Here is a 20,014-nt window from a genome sequence, read left to right on the forward strand (position 1 = left end):
GACGATGAAGCTGAACAGCCGCGACGCCGCCCCCGACGGCCGCATGCCCCTCATGGACCACCTCCGTGAGTTGCGGAACCGGCTCATCAAGGCCGTGCTGGCCTTCGCGGTCGGCGCGGTCATCGGCTGGCTCCTGTTCGACCCGGTCTGGGACTTCCTCAAGCAGCCGTACTGCTCGCTGCCCCAGTCCCACGTGGTCGACAAGGACCAGTGCTCCTTGTTCGTCAACGGGATCTTCTCCTCGTTCTTCCTGAAGCTGAAGATCTCCTGCATCATCGGCGGGGTCATCTCCGCGCCGTTCTGGCTGTACCAGCTCTGGGCGTTCGTGGCGCCCGGCCTGTACCAGCGCGAGCGGCGCTGGACGTACGTGTTCCTCGGCGCCGCGGTCCCGCTGTTCTTCGTCGGCACGGCCCTGGCCTACCTGACCGTCGACAAGGGGCTGGCGATCTTCCTGGGGTTCGTCGCCGACGACGTCAAGCCCCTCATCACGGTCGACAGCTACCTCAGCTACGTGCTGACGATGCTGCTGGTGTTCGGGCTGACGTTCGAGCTGCCGCTGTTCGTGGTCGTGCTGAACATGGCGGGCGTGCTGAGCTCGTCGCGGATCCGCCGGTCCCAGCGGCTGATCCTCTTCGGCATCTTCGTCTTCGCGGCGGTCGCCACGCCGAGCGCCGACCCGTTCACGATGCTCGCGCTCGCGCTGCCGACCGTGGCGCTGTTCGAGATCGCCGCGCTGCTCGCCTTCCTCAACGACCGCAGGCGCGCCCGCCGTCCCGACCCGTACGCGGGCCTGTCCGACGACGAGGCCTCGCCCCTCGACCTCGAGGCGATCGACGCCGAGCTGGAGAAGGGCGACCGGGCCCGCTGATTGGGTATCGGGCCGGTCGAAACCGTAGGCTCGAAGGTATGACCTCCCCCGACACCACGTCGGCCGACGAGAGCCCGGCTCAGCGGTACGCCGCCTATCGCAGGCGGACCGCGGGGCACGGCCCGGCCCTGCTGGACTTCCGGACGCTCTACGACTTCGAGCTCGACGCGTTCCAGCTCGAGGCGTGCCAGGCCCTGGAGGACGGCAGCGGCGTGCTCGTCGCCGCCCCCACCGGTTCCGGGAAGACGGTGGTGGGGGAGTTCGCCGTCCACCTCGCCCTGACCGGCGGCACCAAGTGCTTCTACACCACGCCGATCAAGGCGCTGTCGAACCAGAAGTACGCCGACCTCGTCCGCCGGTACGGCCCGGAGAAGGTGGGCCTGCTCACCGGCGACAACAGCGTCAACGGGGAGGCGCCGATAGTCGTCATGACGACCGAGGTCCTGCGGAACATGCTGTACGCGGGCTCGCAGACCCTCGCCGGGCTGGCGTTCGTCGTGATGGACGAGGTGCACTACCTCGCCGACCGGTTCCGCGGCGCCGTCTGGGAAGAAGTGATCATCCACGTCCCGGACTCGGTGCGGATCGTGGCGCTGTCGGCGACCGTCAGCAACGCCGAGGAGTTCGGCGAGTGGCTGCACGAGGTCCGCGGCGACACCGCGGTGATCGTGGACGAGCACCGCCCCGTCCCGCTGTTCCAGCACATGCTGGTGGGGACGCGGCTGTACGACCTGTTCGTCGACACCGGCAAGAGCGGCGACCGGCAGGCCAGGCTGAACCCGCAGCTGACGCGCATGGCCGTGGAGGAGGTCCGGCGCGCCAAGGTCAACCAGGGGCGCCGCACCGGCCGCCGCCGCGCGCCGCGCCCGCAGCGGTTCCGGCCGCCCGCCCGGCCGGACGTGATCGAGCGGCTGGAGCGCGCCGGGCTCCTCCCGGCGATCACGTTCATCTTCAGCCGGGCCGGCTGCGACGCCGCCGTCCTGCAGTGCCTGCACGCCGGGATCCGGCTGACCTCCAAGGAGGAGGCCGAGGAGATCCGCGCGCACGCCGAGCTGCGCACCGCCGACATCGCGCCGGAGGACCTGCGGATCCTCGGCTACGGCGACTTCCTGGCCGCCCTGGAGCGCGGCGTCGCCGCCCACCACGCCGGGATGCTCCCCACGTTCAAGGAGATCGTCGAAGAGCTGTTCACCCGTGGGCTGATCAAGGCGGTGTTCGCCACCGAGACGCTCGCGCTCGGCATCAACATGCCCGCCCGCACCGTGGTGATCGAGAAGCTGGACAAGTGGAACGGCGAGGCCCACGTCGACCTCACCCCGGGCGAGTACACCCAGCTCACCGGGCGCGCCGGGCGGCGCGGCATCGACGTCGAGGGCCACGCCGTCGTGGTGTGGGGCCCGAACGTCGAGCCCGCGTCCGTGGCCGGGCTGGCGGGCACCCGCACCTACCCGCTGAACTCCAGCTTCCGGCCGTCCTACAACATGGCCGTCAACCTCGTCGGCGCCGTCGGCATCGAGCGCGCCCGCACGCTCCTCGAGGAGTCGTTCGCGCAGTTCCAGGCCGACCGCGCCGTGGTCGGCCTGGCCCGGCAGGTGCACAAGAACGAGCAGGCCCTCGAGGGCTACGCCAAGGCGGCCGAGTGCCACCTCGGCGACTTCATGGAGTACGCCGCGATGCGGCGGCGGCTGTCGGACCGCGAGTCGGAGCTGTCGCGCGAGCGCGCGGGCGCCCGCCGCGCCGAGGCCGCCCGGTCGCTGGAGCGGCTGCGGCCGGGCGACGTCATCCTCGTCCCGTCCGGGCGGCGCTCGGGCCTCGCCGTCGTCCTGGACCCGGGCGTCGGCCGCCGCTCCGACGGGCCCGCGCCGCTCGTGCTGACGGTGAACCGGTCCGTGCAGCGGCTGTCGATCCAGGACTTCCCGCGCGCCGTCGAGCCCGTCGAGCGGATCCGCATCCCGAAGTCCTTCAGCCCCCGCAACCCGCAGGACCGCCGCGACCTCGCCTCCACGCTGCGCAACAAGGTCCCGGACGACGTCCGCGAGCGCAGGCGCACGCGCGGCGACTCGCCCGCCACCGACGACGCCGAGATCACCCGGCTGCGCGCCGAGCTGCGCCGGCACCCGGTGCACGGCTGCGACAAGCGCGAGGAGCACGCCCGCTGGGCCGAGCGCTACCACCGCCTGGAGCGCGAGACCGAGCAGCTCCGGCGCCGCGTCGAGGGCCGCTCCCAGGTCATCGCCCGCACGTTCGACCGCGTCTGCGCCGTCCTGCAGCAGCTCGGCTACCTCGAGGGCGACTCCGTCACCGCCGAGGGGCGCCGCCTCGGCCGCATCTACAACGAGCTGGACCTGCTCACCGCCGAGAGCCTGCGCGAGGGCCTGTGGGAGAAGCTCGGCCCGGCCGAGCTGGCGGCGTGCGTGTCCGCCCTCGTCTACGAGTCGCGGCAGCCCGACGACGCCGCTCCGCCCCGCACGCCCTCCGGTCCCGCGCAGGACGCGCTGGCCGCGATGGTGCGGCTGTGGGGCCAGCTGGAGTCGGTCGAGCACGACAACCGGGTCTCGTTCCTGCGCGAGCCCGACCTCGGCTTCGCGTGGACCGCCTACCGGTGGGCCAAGGGCGACGACCTCGACGAGGTGCTGCTGGAGAGCGACCTCACCGCGGGCGACTTCGTACGGGCCGTCAAGCAGCTGCTCGACCTGCTCGGGCAGGTCACCGACGCCGCGCCCCCGAACAGCCACATCCGCAAGACCGCCCGCCGCGCCATGGACGCCATGCGCCGCGGCGTCGTCGCCTACTCCTCGGTCGCCTAGGCGGTGCGGCGCCGGGCCCGCCGCGCCGAGAGGGTCCGGTCGACGCGGTAGGCGGCCAGGCGCACCAGGAGCGGCTCCGGCGGGCGCCTCAGCCACCCCGGCGTCAGGCGGTAGGTGAGGCCGGCCGTCCGCAGCAGCGCGCCGGCCGCTCGCCGGCGGGCCGGAGTCCACGGCAGGCCGTACCCGTCGCGCAGCTCGTCCGGCAGGAGCGCGGCCGTGACGAGCCGGAAGACGGCGAGCGCGGGGAAGAGGATCCGCAGGCGGCGGGGCCACAGGACGGCGGCGGCGACCTCGCGGGCGGTGTCGGCGACCTCCAGCGCGGCGAGCGTGTCGGCCATGTAGGCGCGGAAGGCGGCGAGGTCGGGCGGCTGCGACTCCAGGGGGCAGCCGAGGACCTCGGCGACGACCCTCGACTGCCGGTAGTACGCCTCGGCCAGACCGGGGTCGTCGCCCCGCATGACCTGCTCGTAGACGTGCAGGGCCGAGTCGATGAGGGTCGCGTTGACCCACATCTGGAGGTCGGGGTCGTTGCCGGAGTAGCCCTCGCCGCGCACCGTCGTGTGGATGCCGCGGACCTTCGCCGCGATGCGCGCCACCTGCTCCGGCGTGCCGAAGGTGACGACGAGCAGGAAGTCGAGGGTGCCGAACAGCCGCGCCAGGGGGCGGTCGGCGAAGTCGCTGTGCTCGGCGACGCCGCGCGCCACGGCCGGGTGGGCGAGCTGCATGAGCAGGGCCCGGCCGGCCGCGAGGCCGACCAGCGGCTCGGCGGCCAGGCTCCGCAGGACGTCGCGCTCTCCGAGGCGGTCGGTCGTGATCTCGGACGGGGCGGTCACGGCGCCTCCCGGGGGGTCGGATCCTGCCGGGTCATCCTCCCGCACCTATTGGCAGATGGTCAATAACGCCCCGGCTCCCTCGGAAAGACCCGGACGAACCCCGGTGAAGACTGCAAAAACTACCAAGGCTGTGAAAAAACCTCGTACGGCCCAGTTCCCGGTGGCACAATCAGGCGCTTCACCGGAACACGAGAAAGGCCCCGACCGTGGCCATCCGCGACAAGATGCGCGCCAACGCGGCCCACGTCCTGCAGCCGGGCGAGAACATCCAGGCGGTGTTCGGCGCCCAGACCACCAGCCAGTACTTCGCTCTGCTCTCGTACTGGATCATCATCTTCAGCAACGCCTACCGGGTCGTCGTGGTGACCGACCGGCGCATCCTCGTGTGCCGGTCCGGGCGGCTGCGCATGACGCCGGTCAACGAGGTCCTGCGGGAGCTGCCCCGCGGCACCCGGATCGGCCCGCCGAGCGGGCTGTGGTGGCGCTGCGAGACGCTCGGCGAGCGCCTCTACATCCACAAGCGGTTCCACAAGGACGTCAACGCCGCCGACGGCGTCGCCGCCTGACGCCCTCCCCGGCCCGACGCCCTGCCCGGTCCCCGGGCAGGGCGTCTCGTCGTCTCCGCCCCTGGCGCTCGTCCTCTCGGCCCAGGTCGGATCGGCTTCCAGGAGGAGATGGCTTCCGTTCCGGGGCGCTAGTGTGATCCTGATCACGGACCAACCGCGAGAGAGCGAGCCGGGAGAGGCATGATCGAGGCGGAGAACCTCACCAAGCGCTACGGCGACAAGACCGCCGTGGACGACCTGACCTTCACGGTCGCCCCCGGGCGGGTCACCGGGTTCCTCGGCCCGAACGGCGCCGGGAAGTCGACGACCATGCGGCTGCTGCTCGGCCTCGACCGGCCGGACCGCGGGGACGCCCGGATCCACGGCCGCCACTACCGCGACCTGAACGCCCCGATGCGCGTCGTCGGCGCGCTGCTGGAGGCGCGGGCCGTGCACACCGGCCGCAGCGCCTACAACCACCTGCTGTGCCTCGCCCAGACGCAGGGCATCGGCAGGAAGCGCGTCGACGAGGTGGTCGAGCTCGTCGGCCTCACCGGCGCCGCCCGCAAGCGCGCCGGCGGCTTCTCGCTCGGCATGGGGCAGCGGCTCGGCATCGCCGCCGCGCTGCTCGGCGACCCGTCCGTGCTCATCCTGGACGAGCCCGTCAACGGCCTCGACCCCGAGGGCATCGTCTGGATCCGCACGCTCATGCAGCACCTCGCCGCCGAGGGCCGCACGGTGTTCGTCTCCAGCCACCTGATGAACGAGATGGCCGTCACCGCCGAGCACCTCATCGTCATCGGCCGCGGCCGGCTGATCGCGGACTGCTCCACCGAGGAGTTCATCGAGCGCAGCACCGAGAAGACGGTGATCGTCCGCAGCCCGGACGCCGCCCGCCTCGCCGCCCTCGTCACCGCCGAAGGGGGCGGCGCCGTCCCGGACGGCGACGGGCTGCTCACCGTGACGCACATGGAGGCGCCCCGCGTCGGGGAGCTGGCCGCCGCCGAGGGGATCGTCCTGCACGAGCTCACCCCGACCCGCGGCTCGCTGGAGTCGGCGTTCATGGAGCTGACCCGCGACAGCGTCGAATACGGCGCGGCGGGCGCGGGCGCGCCCGTGCCGGCCGCCGTCCCCGCCCAGGAGGGGGAGACCCGATGACCACGGCCACCACGCCCGCCGCCGACCCCGCCGAGCACCCCCGGCCGGGCTTCGGGCGGCTGCTGCTCTCCGAGTGGACGAAGATCCGCACCGTCCGGTCCACGCTCTGGACGCTGATCCTGCTCGTCCTCCTCGACCTCGGCTTCACCGCGCTGTTCGTCGGCCTCACCGTCGCGCAGTGGGACAAGACCGATCCCGCCGACCGCGCCCAGGTCGTCGCCGACCCGACCGGCTTCATCCTCGGCAGCGGGTTCTTCCTCAGCCAGCTGACCATCTGCGTGCTCGGCGTGCTGGTCATCGCCTCGGAGTACTCCACCGGCATGATCCGCGCGAGCCTGCTCGCGGTGCCGCGGCGGCTGCCCGTGCTGTGGGCCAAGTCCCTGGTGTTCGCGGCGGTCGTCCTCGTCCTCGGCGTCGCGGTGTCGTTCGCCTCGTTCTTCATCGGCTCGGCGCTCATCGGCGACAAGGCCGAGGTCTCGCTCGCCGACGATGGCGTGCTGCGCGCCGTCGTCGGCGGCGGCCTCTACCTGGCGATGCTCGGGCTGTTCGCCCTGGCGATCGGCGCGATCGTGCGGCACACCGCCGGCGGCATCACCGGCGTCATCGGCTTCGTGCTCGTGCTGGCGCCGCTCGCGCAGCTGCTGCCCGGCAGCATCGGCGACCACATCCACGCCTACCTGCCGTCCGAGGCGGGCCATCTCATCGCCCAGGCCCGCCAGGGCCAGAACGACCTGCTGACCCCCTGGCAGGGGTACGGGGTGTTCGCGCTCTGGACGGCCGTGCTGCTCGCCGTGGCCGCCGTCCTGCTCAAGCGCCGCGACGCCTAGCGGTGCTTCTCGGTCCCGGCCCGCGGCGTCGGGGGAGTACCGGCTGGTCGCCGGGTACGGGAAGGGCATGCTGGACCAGCCCGAGGAGAGGGAGTCCCGGCCGAACGCGCTCCGCGACTACGCCCTCATAGCCGACGGGGAGCGCGGCGCCCTTGTGGGCCCGGACGGGGACTTCGCGTGGATGTGCTTCCCGGCCTGGGACTCGCCACCCGCCTTCGGGGGCCTCCTCGGCGGCCCCGGCGCCTACGTGGTCCAGCCCGCGGCCCGTCGGTGGGTCTGGGGCGGCTACTACGCCGACCGCGGGCTCATCTGGCACAGCCGGTGGGTGACCGGCGACGGCGCCATCCTGGAGTGCCGCGAGGCACTCGCCCGCCCGGCGGTCTCCGACCGGGCGGTCGTCCTGCGGAGCTGCCGGGCCGTGCGGGGCCGGTCCCGCGTCCGCGCCCTGCTGGACGTGCGCACCGGCCCGGGCGCCGCCCGGATGCGGGACCCGCGCCGCGACGGCGCGGAGTGGACCGCCCGCGGCGGCGGCGCGTCGCTGCGCTGGCTCGGCGCGGAGGAGGCCGTCGTGCGGGCGGGCGGCGACGGCGGGCCCGTGCTCGACCTCGCCTTCGACCTGGAGGAGGGCGAGACCCGCCACCTGGTCCTCGAGGTCGCGGCGGGCGGGGGCGGCGGACCGCTGGACGCCGCCGCGCTCTGGGAGGCCACCGAGCGGGACTGGCACGAGGCCGTGCCGCACTGCCGCGACACCATCGCGCCGCGCGACGCCCGCCTCGCCTACTCCGTCCTCACCGGCCTCACCGCCTCCGGCGGCGGGATGGTGGCCGCCGCCACGACGGCGCTGCCGGAGCGCTCGAACGAGGGCCGCAACTTCGACTACCGCTACGCCTGGATCCGCGACCAGTGCTTCGCGGGGCGGGCCGTCGCCGTCCACGGCGGGCCGCCCGGACTCCTGCGCGACGCCGTGGGGTTCGTGTCCGCCCGCGTCCTCGCCGACGGGGACCGGCTGAAACCCGCCTACACCGTCAGCGGCGGGAAGGTGCCGGACGAGAGCGCCAGCGGCCTGCCCGGCTACCCCGGCGCCCAGGCGGTCGTCGGGAACAGGGCCGGCGACCAGTTCCAGCTCGACGCGCTGGGGGAGGCGCTGCTGCTGCTGTCCGCCGCCGCCGAGCACGACCGCCGCGAGCCGGAGGCGGTGGAGGCCGCCCGCGTCGCGGTCGACGCCGTCGCCCGCGGCTGGACCCGGCCCGAGGCGGGGATCTGGGAGATCCACGACGACCTGTGGACGCATTCGCGCCTGACCTGCGTCGCCGGCCTGCGCCAGGCGGCCCGGACGCTGGCGGGCCGCGCCGAGGCCGGCCGGTGGACCGCGCTCGCCGACGCCATCCTCGCCGAGACCTCCCGCACCTCGCTCACCCCCGAGGGCCGCTGGAAGCGCGCGCCCGGTGACGACCGCGTGGACGCGGCGCTGCTGATCCCCCCGCTGCGGGGCGCGCTCCCGAGCGACGACCCCCGCACCGCCGCGACGCTGCGGGCGGTGCGCGAGGACCTCGTCGAGGAGGGGTTCGTCTACCGCTACCGGGTCGGGGACCGGCCGCTCGGCGTGGCCGAGGGCGCCTTCATCCTCTGCGGCTTCTTCCTCGCGCTCGCCGAGGACCGCCAGGGCCACACCGCCCGCGCCCTCGCGACCTTCGAGCGGACCCGGTCGGGCTGCGCGACCAGCGGCCTGTTCTCCGAGGAGTACGACGTCAAGCAGCGGCAGCTGCGCGGCAACATGCCCCAGGCGTTCGTGCACGCCCTCCTGCTGGAGGCCGCCCACCGCCTGGCGCACTGATCCCGGGGGAGGCCGGCCCGGAAATCCGGGCGCCGCGATTGAAGCGCGGTTTCCGGGATAGTCGCTTCGACATGGCTGTATCGGCGGAGGGCACCAGGCAGGAGCAGAGGCGGGAGGCCGCGGCGTCCCGAGGGCGGGACGCGCTGCGGCGCGCGCTCACCGAGCGGGTGGACGGCGAGGTCCGGTTCGATCCCGGCTCCCGGGCCGCCTACTCCCACGACTCGTCCAACTACCAGCAGCCGCCCATCGGGGTGGTGGTCCCGCGGACGGTCGAGGCAGGCGCGGAGGCCGTCCGGGTATGCGCCGAGCACGACGTCCCGGTCCTGTCCCGCGGCGGCGGGACGAGCCTGGCGGGGCAGTGCGTCAACAACGCCGTGGTCGTCGACTGGTCCAAGTACTGCCGCGCGCTGGTCTCGGTCGACCCGGAGGCGCGCCGCGCCGTCGTCGAGCCCGGCGCGTGCCTGGACGATCTGAACGAGCGGCTGTCGGAGCACCGGCTGATGGTCGGCCCGAAGCCCTCCACCCACGACACCTGCACGATCGGCGGGATGATCGGCAACAACTCGTGCGGCGCGTCCGCGCAGGCGTACGGGAAGATGGTCGACTCCGTCGTGCGGCTGGAGGTGCTGACCTACGACGGGCTGCGGATGTGGGTCGGCGAGACCTCGGACGAGGAGTACGAGCGGATCCTCGCCGAGGGCGGCCGGCGCGCCGAGATCTACCGGGCGCTGCGCGAGCTGCGCGACGACGGCATGGAGCTGATCCGCACCCGCTACCCCGACATCCCGCGCCGGGTGTCCGGCTACAACCTGGACTCGCTGCTGCCGGAGAAGGGCTTCGACGCGGCCCGCGCCCTCGTCGGCTCGGAGGGCACGCTCGTCACCGTCCTGCGCGCGGAGATCTGCCTGGTGCCGGTCCCGGCGTTCGAGTCGCTCGCCGTCCTCGGCTACGACGACATCGCGGCCGCCGGGGACGCCGTGCCGCGCGTCCTGCCCTCGGATCCGCTCGCGCTGGAGGGCATGGACGAGCAGCTCCTCGACCTGGCCAAGCGCGACCACCTCGCCGCGCCACGGGTGGTGGAGGACATGCCGGAGGGAGCGGGCTGGCTCATGGTCCGCTTCGGCGGCGACACCAGGGACGAGGCCGACGGCAGGGCCCGCGCCCTCCTCGAGGAGATCGAGAACGGGCCGAACCCGCCGCGCTGCACGTTCGTGCACGACCCGCACGAGGAGGAGCTGCTCTGGAAGGTGCGCGAGGCGGGGCTGGGCGCGACCGCCTACCCGCCCGGGCAGCCCGACACGCACGAGGGCTGGGAGGACTCCGCGGTCCCGCCCGACCGGCTCGGCGACTACCTGCGCGACTTCCGCGCCCTCGTCGAGGAGTTCGGCTACGGCCCCGTCTCCCTCTACGGGCACTTCGGGCAGGGGTGCGTGCACACCCGCATCCCGTTCGACCTGGAGGACGAGCGCGGCGCCTCCCGGTACCGCCGTTTCGTCGAGCGCGCCGCCCGCCTCGTCGCGGACTACGGCGGTTCGCTGTCGGGCGAGCACGGCGACGGCCAGGCCCGCGGCGAACTCCTGCCGATCATGTTCGGGGACGAGGTGGTCCGGCTGTTCGAGCGGTTCAAGGCGGTGTTCGACCCGGGGAACCGGATGAACCCCGGCAAGATCGTCCACCCGTACCGGCTGGACGACGACCTCGACCACCTCGCCTACGACCCCGCCGAGCCGGACACCTACTTCTCCTTCCCCGACGACCACCACCGCTTCGCCCACGCCGCGTCCCGCTGCGTCGGGATCGGCAAGTGCCGGGCGTCGTCGGGCGGCGTCATGTGCCCGAGCTACCGGGTGACGGGGGAGGAGGAGCACTCCACCCGCGGCCGGGCCCGCGTCCTGATGGAGATGATGCGCGGGATGCCCGGCGCCGGCACGCCGAACCCGTCGGTGCCGGGGCCGGGCGGCGCCGCCGTCATCACCGACGGCTGGCGGTCCGAGGACGTCCGCGACGCCCTGGACCTGTGCCTGGCGTGCAAGGGCTGCCGCAGCGACTGCCCGGTCAACGTGGACATGGCCACCTACAAGGCCGAGTTCCTCGCCCACCACTACAAGGGGCGGATCCGTCCGCCCGCGCACTACACGATGGGCTGGCTGCCCCTGTGGGCCCGGATCGCGGCGCTCGCGCCGGGCGCCGCCAACGCGGCGCTGCACGCCCCCGTCCTGGGCGGGATCGCCAAGCGGGCCGGCGGCATCGACCCGCGCCGCGAGATGCCCCGGTTCGCCGGCGAGCGGTTCACCGACTGGTTCAGGCGCCGGCCCCCGCGCGGCGGGGGCAGGCGGGTCGTGCTGTGGCCCGACACCTTCACGAACAACTTCCACCCGCACATCGGCAGGGCCGCCGTCCGGGTCCTGGAGGCGACCGGCCACCGGGTCGAGGTCCCGCCGGTCCCGCTGTGCTGCGGCCTGACCTGGATCTCCACCGGGCAGCTCGGCGTGGCGGCCCGCGTGCTGCGCCGCACCGTCCGGGCGCTCGCGCCCCGGCTGCGCGACGGCGTCCCGGTGGTCGGGCTGGAGCCGAGCTGCACGGCGGTGTTCCGCGCCGACGCCCCCGAGCTGATGGAGGGCGACGCGGTCGAGGACGACGTCAAGCGGCTCCGCGACCAGACCCGCACCCTCGCCGAGCTGCTCGACGAGCACCAGGAGGAGTCCGGCGGCGCCTCGCCCGGCGCGTCCCACGACGTGGTCGCCGGGCTCGACACGCCGAAGGTCGGCGCGATCGCCCAGCCGCACTGCCACCAGCACGCCGTGATGGGCTTCGGCGCCGACCAGCGGGTGCTGTCGCGCGCCGGGGTGGACGTGCGGACGCTCGACGTCGGCTGCTGCGGTCTCGCGGGGAACTTCGGCTTCGAGGCCGGCCACTACGAGGTCTCCACCGCGATAGCCGAGCAGGGCGTCTGGCCCGAGGTCCGGGACGCCGCGCCCGGGACGGAAGTCCTGGCCGACGGGTTCTCCTGCCGGACGCAGATCGAGGCGGGGACCGGCGCCCGGCCGCGCCATCTTGCCGAACTCCTCGCCGATCTGCTACCCCAGGACGACGGTCCGTGACCGGCGGTGGAGCGGTCCCGGGCCGCGTTGGCGCGCGCGGGACCGGCCCCTGTAGAAAGTCGTCATGAACGCGCTGGACGACGACGGCGTCGACGAGGTGACCTCGGCGCTCCTGACGGCCTCCCGGCTGCTGGTGGCGGTCTCGGTGCGCTCCCTGGCGGCCACGGAGGGCGCCGTCACGCTGCCGCAGTTCCGTCTCCTGGTGGTGCTGTCCTCGCAGGGGCCGGCCAAGCTCGTGACGCTCGCCGGCCTCCTGGAGGTCAACCCCTCGACGGCGCTGCGCATGGTGGACCGGCTGGCCGCCGCCGGGCTGGTGGACCGGCAGGCGAGCCCCGACAGCGGCCGCGAGGTCCGCATCCAGCTCACCCCGGCCGGGCGCGGCATCGTCGACGACGTGACCGCCCGCCGCCGCGCCGACATCGCCGCGGTGGTGTCCCGGATGCCGGCCGGGCAGCGGCGCGCCCTCGTCGACGCCCTGCGCGCCTTCACCGAGGCCGGCGGCGAGCCGCCGCTGACCTCGCTGTCGCAGCTCGGCTGGACCTGACCGCCGGGCCGAACCGGTCCGGGTCCGGTCGAGATCCCGTCGAACCTCCGCGACCGGACGCGCGTACTGCGCATCGACGCCCCTTCCCCCAGACCGAAAGGCGGCGGCGGATGCGAGAACCCCGACCGGTCGTCGCGGCGCTGTGCGGCCTCGCCGCGGCGCTGCTGCTCGGCGCCTGCGCGCCGATCGGCCGCCAGGCCTCCGACGGCGGCGCCGTGGCGCCGCAGGCGGGCGCCGCGGACGCGGCGCAGTCGACCGTCGACACCCCGTGGGGGCCGCTCGGCCCCGCCGACCGGGAGCTGATCGTGAAGGTCCGGCAGGCGGGGCTGTGGGAGATCCCCGTCGGCCGGGAGGCCGAGCGCCGCGCCTCCCGGGCCGCGACCCGGCGCAACCTCGGCGAGATCGCCCGCCAGCACGTGCGCCTCGACGCGCTGGACCGGGCCGTCGCCGCGAAGCTGAACGTCCCGCTGCCGAACCAGCCCACCGCCGACCAGCAGAGCTGGATGTCGGAGATCACCGGCAAGTCCGGCAACGACTACGACCGGACCGCCGTCGCCCGGCTGCGGATGGCGCACGGGCAGATCTACCCGGCGATCGGAGCCGTCCGCGGCAGCACCCGCAACACTCTCGTGCGGGCCTTCTCCGAGCAGTGCGAGACGTTCGTGCGCACCCACATGCGGCTGCTGGAGGGCACGGGCTTCGTCACCGGCGACATGCTGCCCGATCCGCCGCAGGCCACGGGCGCGCCCCCGGCGGGGAGCCCGGGCCAGCCGTACAGCCCCGCTCCGCCCGCGACCTCGCTGCTCGGCGGCGGGCAGTAGGCCGGACCGGGGAGCCGTGCGGGGGCGGGCCCGGTCAGGCGGGCAGCTCGGCGAGCAGCTCGTCCAGGGTCGCGCCGAGCGGGGCGTCCAGGGTGACCAGGGCGTGCGGGTCGCCGCGGGTCGCGCCCCGGTTGACGATGGCCACCGGCACGCCGTGCCGCGCCGCGTGCCGGACGAACCGGTAGCCCGACAGCACGGTCAGCGACGACCCGAGCACCACCAGCGCGCCCGCGCGTTCGGTCAGCGCGTAGCAGGCCCGGACGCGGGCCGGCGGCACGTTCTCCCCGAAGAAGATCACGTCGGGCTTGAGCGCGCCGCCGCACCGCTCGCAGCCCACGATCCGGAACGCCTCGACGGCCTCGTCGGGCAGGACGGCGTCGCCGTCGGGGTTGACCGCCTCGGCGCCGGCCGCCCAGCCGGGGTTGGCCTCGCGCAGCCGCTCGTCCAGCCGCTCGCGCGCGGACCGCTCCCCGCAGGCCAGGCAGAGGACGCGGTCCAGCGCGCCGTGCAGCTCGATCACCTCGCGCGCCCCGGCGGCCTGCTGGAGCCCGTCGACGTTCTGGGTGATGATCCCGGCGAGGAGGCCGCGCCGCTGCAGTTCGGCGACCGCGCGGTGCCCCGCGTTCGGGCGGGCCCGCGCGATGTGCCGCCAGCCGATGTGGCTGCGCGCCCAGTAGCGGCGGCGCGCCGCCTCGCTCCCGGTGAAGGCCTGGTAGGTCATCGGCGCCGCGCGCCGCCGGCGGCCCGTCTCCCCGCGGTAGTCGGGGATGCCCGACTCGGTCGACAGGCCAGCCCCGCTCAGCACCACCACGTCGCCGTCCGAGACGAGGTCGGCCAGCATCCGCAGCCCGGTCCGCGTCCCGCTCTCCACAGCCTCCGTCACTCTTCCATGGTGCACGACCGGGACGGGTGCGGCACGGTGCGCCCCTGGGGCGAAGCGGCGGCGGGGAGGATCGCGCCCGTTCCCGCGTCCCCACATACCGGGCGTGTCGGTTGTGAGGCCCAGTTAACGCGGGGATGACGGCGGCGATGCCTCCGGGAAATACGGGCCGCCGACGATCGGGGCCATGGGAGCCGACAGCAGACCGGACAAGCGCCTGGTCGTCGCCGGCCACGGGCCGGCCGCGCACCGCCTGGTGGAGGCGGTGCGCGAGCGCGACACCGCCGGCACGTGGACGATCACGGTGATCGGCGAGGAGCCCAGGACCGCCTACGACCGGGTGGCATTGACGACGCATCTGGAGGGCGCCGACCTCGCCTACCCGGCGCACGACGGCGCGGTCACCGTGCGGACGGGCGAGCGGGTCACCGGGATCGACCGCGCCGCCCGGACCGTCACGACCTCGGCGGGGGGCGCCGTCGCCTACGACGCGCTCGTCCTGGCCACCGGGTCGTCGCCGTTCGTGCCGCCGGTCGAGGGCAGGGACCTGCCGGGGGTGTTCGTCTACCGCACGATCGACGACCTGGACGCGATCCGCGCCTACGCGCGCGGCAAGGAGACCGGGGCCGTCGTCGGCGGAGGACTGCTCGGCCTGGAGGCGGCCCGCGCGATCCAGGGCCTCGGCCTGCGCAGCGGCGTCGTGGAGGTGGCGCCCTGGCTGATGCCCCGCCAGCTGGACGAGGGCGGTGGCGCGATGCTGCGCCGCCACATCGAGGCGCTCGGCATGGCCGTGCACGCGGGCACCCCGATGCGCGCCCTGGAGGCGGGGGAGGACGGATCCGTCCGCCGCGTCGTCCTGGAGGACGGCACGGTGGTCGACGCGGAGGTCGTGGTGTTCTCCGCCGGGATCCGCCCGCGCGACGAGCTGGCCCGCGGCTGCGGCCTGCCGGTGGGGGAGCGCGGCGGGATCGTGGTGGACGCCTCCTGCCGCACCGAGGACCCCGCCGTCTTCGCGATCGGCGAGTGCGCCCTCGTCGGCGGCGCGGTGTACGGGCTGGTCGGGCCCTGCTTCTCCATGGCCGAGGTGGTCGCCGACCGGCTGCTGTCCGAGGCGAGCACCGCGGTGTTCGAGGGCGCGGACATGTCGACCAAGCTCAAGCTGATGGGCGTCGACGTCGCCAGCTTCGGCGACCCGTTCGCCGGCCCCGAGCAGGGCGCCCTCGGCGTCACCTACACCGACCCCGTCGTCGGCGTCTACAAGAGGCTCGTCGTCAGCGACGACGCGCGGACCCTGCTCGGCGGCGTCCTCGTCGGCGACGCCGAGTCCTACGGGACGCTGCGCGCCCACGTCGGCGGGAGCCTTCCGGGCGCGCCCGAGCAGATGCTGTTCGGCGGGACCGAGGCCGCGGGCGGCGACCTGCCCGGCGCGACGGTCATCTGCTCCTGCAACAACGTCACCGCCGAGGGCATCCGCTGCGCGATCGCCGAGCACTCCCTCACCGACGTGCCGGGCGTGAAGGAATGCACCCGGGCCGGGACGAGCTGCGGCAGCTGCGTCCCGCTGGTGAAGCGGATCCTGGACGCCGAGCTGACCGCCGCCGGGATCGAGGTCAGCAAGGCGCTCTGCGAGCACTTCGCCTACAGCCGCGCCGAGCTGTTCGACATCGTCCGGGCGGGGCGGGTCACGAGCTTCACCCAGCTCGTCGAGGAGCACGGGACGGGCCGCGGCTGCGACATCTGCAGGCCGGTCGTCGCCTCCATCCTCGCCAGCCTCGGCAACGGCCACATCCTGGAGGGCGAGCAGGCGGCGCTGCAGGACACCAACGACCACTTCCTCGCCAACCTGCAGAAGAACGGCACCTACTCGGTGGTCCCGCGGGTCCCCGGCGGGGAGATCACCCCCGAGCGGCTCATCGTGATCGGGGAGGTGGCGCGCGACTTCGGCCTCTACACCAAGATCACCGGCGGGCAGCGGATCGACCTGTTCGGCGCCCGCGTCGAGCAGCTGCCCGAGATCTGGCGGCGGCTCGTCGAGGCCGGGTTCGAGTCCGGCCACGCCTACGGCAAGGCGCTGCGCACGGTGAAGTCGTGCGTCGGGTCCACCTGGTGCCGCTACGGCGTCCAGGACTCGGCGGCGATGGCGATCCGCCTGGAGCTGCGGTACCGGGGGCTGCGCGCCCCGCACAAGCTGAAGTCGGCCGTGTCCGGCTGCGCCCGCGAGTGCGCCGAGGCGCAGAGCAAGGACTTCGGCGTCATCGCCACCGAGAACGGCTGGAACCTCTACCTCGGCGGGAACGGCGGCATGCGGCCCCGGCACGCCGACCTGTTCGCCACCGACCTCGCCGACGACGAGCTGATCACTCTCATCGACCGGTTCCTGATGTTCTACATCCGCACCGCCGACCGGCTGCAGCGCACCGCGACCTGGCTGGAGTCCCTCGACGGCGGCCTGGACTACCTGCGCGAGGTCATCGTGGACGACCGGCTCGGCATCTGCGCCGACCTCGACGCCGCCATGGCCCGCCACGTCGCGTCCTACTCCGACGAGTGGCGCGACACCCTCGACGACCCCGAGCGGCTCCGCCGGTTCGTCTCGTTCGTGAACGCGCCGCAGACCCCCGACCCGAGCATCGCCTTCGGGACCGAGCGCGACCAGATCCGACCCCTGCCCCTGGAGGTGAAGCGGTGAGTCCCGCAGACACCGCCGGCATCGTCGTCGTCGGCAACGGCATGGCCGGCTCGCGGTTCGTGGACGAGCTGCGGGCCCGGGACGCCGCCACGCCGGTGACGGTGTTCGGCGCGGAGGCGCAGCGCCCCTACAACCGGATCCTGCTGTCGAACGTCCTGGCCGGGATGACGCGGCCCGACCACATCAGCCTGGTCGACGCCGCCTGGTACGCCTCCCACGGCGTGGACGCCCGGCTCGGCGTCGAGGTCACCCGCATCGACCGCGAGGCGCGGACCGTCCACGCCTCGGACGGGACCGTCACCCCCTACGGGACGCTCGTCCTCGCGACCGGCAGCACCGCGTTCATCCCGCCGATGCCGGGCCTGCGGGACGGCCTGCCGCGCGGCGCGCAGGTCTTCCGCACCCTGGAGGACTGCCGCCGCATCTCCGAGCTGGCCGAGTCGGCGCGCCGCGCGGTCGTCGTCGGCGGCGGCCTGCTCGGCATCGAGGCCGCGCGCGGGCTCATGGGGCGCGGGCTGGAGGTGACCGTCCTGCACCTGGCCGGGCACCTCATGGAGCGCCAGCTCGACCCCGCCGCCGGGAAGGTCCTGGCCCGCACGCTGGCGGCCCTCGGCATCGGCACCCGGCTGCAGGCCGAGGTGGCGGGGCTGCGGACCGCCGGCGGCGCGGTGACCGGCGTCGAGCTGGGCCTGCCCGGCGGCGGGACGGAGGTCATCGACACCGACCTGGTCATCCTGGCCTGCGGCGTGCGGCCCGAGGTGTCGCTCGCCCGGAAGGCGGGCCTGGCGGTCGGCCGGGCCGTGGTCGTCGACGACGAGCTGCGGTCGGTCACCGACCCGTCCGTGCGCGCCATCGGCGAGTGCTCCGAGCACCGCGACGAGGTGTACGGGCTGGTGGCGCCCGCGTGGGAGCAGGCGGCGGTGCTCGCGGGCCTGCTCGCCGGCACCGAGCCCGCGGCGCGGTTCACCGGCGCCCGCCAGATCACCCGGCTCAAGGCCGCCGGGATCGAGCTGGCGTCGATGGGCGAGACGCACTTCGGCGACGACGACGAGGACGTGGAGGTCGTGCGCTTCACCGACGCCGCGCGCGGCACCTACAAGAAGGCGGTGATCAGGGACGGGCGCCTGATCGGCGCGATCCTGCTCGGGGAGACCTCCACCGCCGGGACGCTCACCCAGCTCTACGACCGGGCCGCGCCGCTGCCCGCCGAGCGCCTCGGCCTGCTGTTCCCCGGCGCCGGCGGCGCCGCCGAGGCCGAGTCGCCGCTGCGGATGCCGGACGCGGCGACCGTCTGCCAGTGCAACAACGTCAGCAAGGGCCGGATCCGCGCCTGCTGGCAGGGCGGCGCCCGCACGGCCGACGCCGTCGCGCGGGAGACCCGGGCGAGCACCGGCTGCGGAAGCTGCCGCTCCGCCGTGGAGGGCATCCTCGCCTGGTTGGACGAGCAGGACACCGTCGGCGCCGCGTGAGGGGCGGCGGGTAGGCTCCGCCGCATGCTCGACGGACGCCCGCTGATCGACGCGCACGTGCACGCCGCCCGGCTGCCCACGCTCCGCCCGGCCTGGCGGCGCTGGGCCGAGGAGTTCGGCTCGTCCCACCCGTGGCAGGACCTCTACGACGACGAGGGCGCCCTCGTCCCCGAGCGGGTCGACGCCTACTTCGAGGCCGAGGGCGTCGACATCGCCCTGCTGCTGTGCGAGTACAGCCCGCGGACCACCGGCACGCAGCCCATCGAGGACCTGCGGCCGCTCCTGGAGCACAACCCGCGGCGCTTCAGGCCGATCGCCAACGTGAACCCGCACCTGCACTACCCGGTCGACGCCGAGGTCGAGCGGCAGCTCGGGTTCGGCGCCGCCGCGCTCAAGCTCCACCCGGTGCACGGCGGGTTCAGCGTCGCCGACCCGGAGCTCTACCCCGCCTACCAGGTGTGCCGCGACGCCGGGGTCCCCGTCGTCGTGCACTGCGGGACGAGCTCGTTCCCCGGCTCGGCCAACCGGTACGCCGACCCCGCGCCGGTCGACGACGTGCTGCGGCTGTTCCCCGGCCTGACGTTCGTCCTCGCCCACGGCGGCCGCGGCTGGTGGTACGACGCCGCCGCGTTCCTCGCGCTGTCGCGCGAGGAGGTGTGGATCGAGCTGTCCGGGCTGCCGCCCCGGCGGCTCCCCGAGTACTACGCCCGGCACGACCTGCGGCGCCTGGCCCGCAAGTTCGTCTTCGGCACCGACTGGCCCGGCGTGCCCGGCGTCGCCCGCAACGCCCGCGCGGTCGGCGCCGCCCTCGACCTGGACGAGGAGACCCTCGGGCTCGTCCTCGGCGGCAACGCCCTCCGGATCTACAAGGACCTGGCCCTCCCGCCGGCGCCCAAGCGAAAGGACCACCCATGACCGACGCGGACCCCTTCACCGACGACGTCGTGAGGCAGATCGCGCGCCACATGAACGAGGACCACGCCGCCGACTGCCTGACGATCTGCCGCGCGCTCGGCGGCCGCCCCGGGGCGACCGCGGCCCGGATGACCGGCCTGGACGCGGAGGGCATCGAGTTCGCCGTCGCGGACGGCGGGGTCGAGCACACCGTCCGGATCCCGTTCGGCGAGCGGCTCACCGAGCGCCCGCAGGTGCGCCGCGAGGTCGTCCGCATGACCGAGCGGGCCCGCGCCGCGCTCGCCGAGCGCCGGGACGTTCCGGACGGCCCGTAAGGCGGCCGGCGGGCCGGGTGCCGGACCGGCGCCGCGCCCGCCGGGGAACCCGGTGAGCAGCCGCGCCGCGACGGGGCGTGACCGGCACGGGCTGTTTTGTGGTGTTAATCCGAATATCGGACAACCGGAAAGGGTGCACGGTTTCGGGGGCGGGCTGGAGGAGATCCGGTAGGCACCCGAGGGGCCCGCGGTGGGCCCCCGACCCCCACGGAGGCCGACATGCTCGCGATCGTCGCCGCGATCGTCTTCGCCCTTGCCCTGCTGTTCGATCTGGCCGACATCACCTCGGACGCCATCAACAACGGCACCCTGACCGTCCTCGGCCTGCTGCTGCTCGCCCTGCACCTCGGCGGCGTCGGCACCGGCACCTCGGCGGGCTGGCGGCCGCGCCGCCGCGCCCGCCGCTGAC

16 protein-coding genes are annotated in these 20,014 nt (G+C 74.4%); 14 read left to right on the top strand and 2 right to left on the bottom strand.

Translation table 11 applies throughout. The annotated features are described in order from the left end of the window. Window positions 1-4 precede the first annotated feature (4 nt). Together tatC and K4S16_RS08295 are read left to right on the top strand one after the other, a co-directional pair. Entirely contained in the window at window positions 5-868 is an 864-nt protein-coding gene (gene tatC / locus K4S16_RS08290; protein WP_308800785.1) for a twin-arginine translocase subunit TatC, read from the top strand. 38 nt (window positions 869-906) lie between these two features. Next, a complete protein-coding gene (locus K4S16_RS08295) occupies window positions 907-3,675 on the top strand; it encodes an RNA helicase (protein WP_149258274.1) in 2,769 nt (922 codons plus the stop codon). Here the strand turns inward: K4S16_RS08295 and K4S16_RS08300 are convergent. Continuing rightward, complete coding sequence (locus K4S16_RS08300) at window positions 3,672-4,508, bottom strand: oxygenase MpaB family protein (protein WP_235036654.1); 837 nt, start codon at window positions 4,506-4,508, stop codon at window positions 3,672-3,674. The genes K4S16_RS08295 and K4S16_RS08300 overlap by 4 nt on opposite strands. A gap of 206 nt (window positions 4,509-4,714) precedes the next feature. On the opposite strand from K4S16_RS08300, the gene K4S16_RS08305 reads away from it, so the two are divergent. The 7 genes from K4S16_RS08305 (at window position 4,715) to K4S16_RS08335 (ending at window position 13,338) form a co-directional block, all read left to right on the top strand. Next, on the top strand, window positions 4,715-5,074 hold the full coding sequence (locus K4S16_RS08305) for a hypothetical protein (protein ID WP_149258275.1): 360 nt from the start codon (window positions 4,715-4,717) through the stop codon (window positions 5,072-5,074). A gap of 180 nt (window positions 5,075-5,254) precedes the next feature. Continuing rightward, entirely contained in the window at window positions 5,255-6,211 is a 957-nt protein-coding gene (locus tag K4S16_RS08310) for an ABC transporter ATP-binding protein (protein ID WP_149258276.1), read from the top strand. Then, window positions 6,208-7,038, top strand: a complete 831-nt coding sequence (locus tag K4S16_RS08315; protein WP_149258277.1) for an ABC transporter permease subunit — start codon at window positions 6,208-6,210, stop codon at window positions 7,036-7,038. Before K4S16_RS08310 ends, K4S16_RS08315 begins: the two co-directional genes overlap by 4 nt. Window positions 7,039-7,105: 67 nt before the next feature. Then, the gene (locus K4S16_RS08320) at window positions 7,106-8,872 is read left to right on the top strand and encodes a glycoside hydrolase family 15 protein (protein ID WP_149258278.1); all 1,767 of its coding nucleotides are present in this window, start codon (window positions 7,106-7,108) and stop codon (window positions 8,870-8,872) included. A 71-nt stretch (window positions 8,873-8,943) separates the two neighbouring features. Further along, on the top strand, window positions 8,944-11,973 hold the full coding sequence (locus K4S16_RS08325) for an FAD-binding and (Fe-S)-binding domain-containing protein (protein WP_149258279.1): 3,030 nt from the start codon (window positions 8,944-8,946) through the stop codon (window positions 11,971-11,973). 64 nt (window positions 11,974-12,037) lie between these two features. Next, entirely contained in the window at window positions 12,038-12,517 is a 480-nt protein-coding gene (locus K4S16_RS08330) for a MarR family winged helix-turn-helix transcriptional regulator (RefSeq protein WP_149258280.1), read from the top strand. A gap of 110 nt (window positions 12,518-12,627) precedes the next feature. Next, entirely contained in the window at window positions 12,628-13,338 is a 711-nt protein-coding gene (locus tag K4S16_RS08335; protein WP_149258281.1) for a DUF4142 domain-containing protein, read from the top strand. Between the two features lie 34 nt (window positions 13,339-13,372). Here the strand turns inward: K4S16_RS08335 and K4S16_RS08340 are convergent, their stop codons facing one another. Further along, window positions 13,373-14,179: an NAD-dependent protein deacetylase gene (locus tag K4S16_RS08340; protein ID WP_149258817.1), complete on the bottom strand. Its 807-nt coding sequence runs from the start codon at window positions 14,177-14,179 to the stop codon at window positions 13,373-13,375. 226 nt (window positions 14,180-14,405) lie between these two features. On the opposite strand from K4S16_RS08340, the gene nirB reads away from it, so the two are divergent. From nirB to K4S16_RS08365, 5 genes are all read left to right on the top strand, one after another. Then, window positions 14,406-16,907, top strand: coding sequence for a nitrite reductase large subunit NirB (gene nirB / locus K4S16_RS08345; RefSeq protein WP_149258282.1), 2,502 nt, complete (start codon window positions 14,406-14,408; stop codon window positions 16,905-16,907). Continuing rightward, complete coding sequence (locus K4S16_RS08350) at window positions 16,904-18,376, top strand: FAD-dependent oxidoreductase (protein WP_235036656.1); 1,473 nt, start codon at window positions 16,904-16,906, stop codon at window positions 18,374-18,376. Before nirB ends, K4S16_RS08350 begins: the two co-directional genes overlap by 4 nt. A gap of 24 nt (window positions 18,377-18,400) precedes the next feature. Then, window positions 18,401-19,291 carry an amidohydrolase family protein gene (locus K4S16_RS08355; RefSeq protein ID WP_149258283.1) on the top strand — a complete coding sequence of 297 codons (891 nt, stop codon included), beginning with the start codon at window positions 18,401-18,403 and terminating at the stop codon, window positions 19,289-19,291. Then, window positions 19,288-19,605, top strand: coding sequence for a DUF2470 domain-containing protein (locus K4S16_RS08360; protein WP_149258284.1), 318 nt, complete (start codon window positions 19,288-19,290; stop codon window positions 19,603-19,605). Before K4S16_RS08355 ends, K4S16_RS08360 begins: the two co-directional genes overlap by 4 nt. A 219-nt stretch (window positions 19,606-19,824) precedes the next feature. Continuing rightward, window positions 19,825-20,013, top strand: a complete 189-nt coding sequence (locus K4S16_RS08365; RefSeq protein WP_149258285.1) for a hypothetical protein — start codon at window positions 19,825-19,827, stop codon at window positions 20,011-20,013. The last annotated feature ends 1 nt before the right edge of the window (window position 20,014 follow it).

It is taken from the genome of Actinomadura sp. K4S16 (genome assembly GCF_008327685.1).
Classification (GTDB): domain Bacteria; phylum Actinomycetota; class Actinomycetes; order Streptosporangiales; family Streptosporangiaceae; genus Spirillospora.

Excerpts from the sequence above, each read along its gene's own strand:
- tatC (WP_308800785.1), top strand. The coding sequence starts at position 5 with ATGAAGCTGAACAGCCGCGACGCCGCCCCCGACGGCCGCATGCCCCTC.
- K4S16_RS08295 (WP_149258274.1), top strand. The coding sequence starts at position 907 with ATGACCTCCCCCGACACCACGTCGGCCGACGAGAGCCCGGCTCAGCGG.
- K4S16_RS08310 (WP_149258276.1), top strand. The coding sequence starts at position 5,255 with ATGATCGAGGCGGAGAACCTCACCAAGCGCTACGGCGACAAGACCGCC.
- K4S16_RS08315 (WP_149258277.1), top strand. The coding sequence starts at position 6,208 with ATGACCACGGCCACCACGCCCGCCGCCGACCCCGCCGAGCACCCCCGG.
- K4S16_RS08320 (WP_149258278.1), top strand. The coding sequence starts at position 7,106 with ATGCTGGACCAGCCCGAGGAGAGGGAGTCCCGGCCGAACGCGCTCCGC.
- K4S16_RS08325 (WP_149258279.1), top strand. The coding sequence starts at position 8,944 with ATGGCTGTATCGGCGGAGGGCACCAGGCAGGAGCAGAGGCGGGAGGCC.
- K4S16_RS08330 (WP_149258280.1), top strand. The coding sequence starts at position 12,038 with ATGAACGCGCTGGACGACGACGGCGTCGACGAGGTGACCTCGGCGCTC.
- K4S16_RS08335 (WP_149258281.1), top strand. The coding sequence starts at position 12,628 with ATGCGAGAACCCCGACCGGTCGTCGCGGCGCTGTGCGGCCTCGCCGCG.
- K4S16_RS08340 (WP_149258817.1), bottom strand. The coding sequence starts at position 14,179 with ATGCTGGCCGACCTCGTCTCGGACGGCGACGTGGTGGTGCTGAGCGGG.
- nirB (WP_149258282.1), top strand. The coding sequence starts at position 14,406 with ATGGGAGCCGACAGCAGACCGGACAAGCGCCTGGTCGTCGCCGGCCAC.
- K4S16_RS08355 (WP_149258283.1), top strand. The coding sequence starts at position 18,401 with ATGCTCGACGGACGCCCGCTGATCGACGCGCACGTGCACGCCGCCCGG.
- K4S16_RS08360 (WP_149258284.1), top strand. The coding sequence starts at position 19,288 with ATGACCGACGCGGACCCCTTCACCGACGACGTCGTGAGGCAGATCGCG.
- K4S16_RS08365 (WP_149258285.1), top strand. The coding sequence starts at position 19,825 with ATGCTCGCGATCGTCGCCGCGATCGTCTTCGCCCTTGCCCTGCTGTTC.